The organism is Neisseria sp. P0024.S006 (genome assembly GCF_051956595.1).
Lineage (GTDB): Bacteria > Pseudomonadota > Gammaproteobacteria > Burkholderiales > Neisseriaceae > Neisseria.
On the sequence record NZ_JBQCXH010000044.1, the window covers coordinates 1 to 462 of the forward strand.

At 54.3% G+C, this 462-nt stretch carries 1 pseudogene; it reads left to right on the forward strand.

Annotation, left to right across the window (positions count from 1 at the left end):
• Window positions 1-407: pseudogene (locus ACTHUF_RS11180) on the forward strand (AIR synthase-related protein); the annotation flags it as partial.
• Between the last annotated feature and the right edge of the window lie 55 nt (window positions 408-462).

Below are 462 nucleotides of genomic sequence, written 5' to 3' on the forward strand. Positions count from 1 at the left end.
TCCATGAACTCGTCAACGATGCCGGTCGCGGCGCGGTATTCAAACTGCGCGAAGTGCCGCTGGAAGAACACGGACTCAACCCGCTGCAAATCTGGTGCAACGAATCGCAAGAACGTTATGTGTTGTCGATTTTGGAAAAAGATTTGGAGACCTTCCGCGCCATCTGCGAACGCGAACGCTGCCCATTTGCCGTAGTCGGTACAGCAACCGACGACGGCCATTTGAAAGTACGCGACGACTTGTTCTCCAACAACCCTGTCGATTTGCCGCTGAACGTTTTGCTTGGCAAACCGCCTAAAACCACGCGTACCGACAAAACAGTTACGCCATCTGAAAAACCGTCTAACGCCGGCGCTATCGACATTACCGAAGCCACCTACCGTGTTCTGCGTCTGCCTACAGCTGCCCCTTATACACATCCGACGCTGCCGACGACGAAGAGAGCGTAGATCTCGGTGCTCA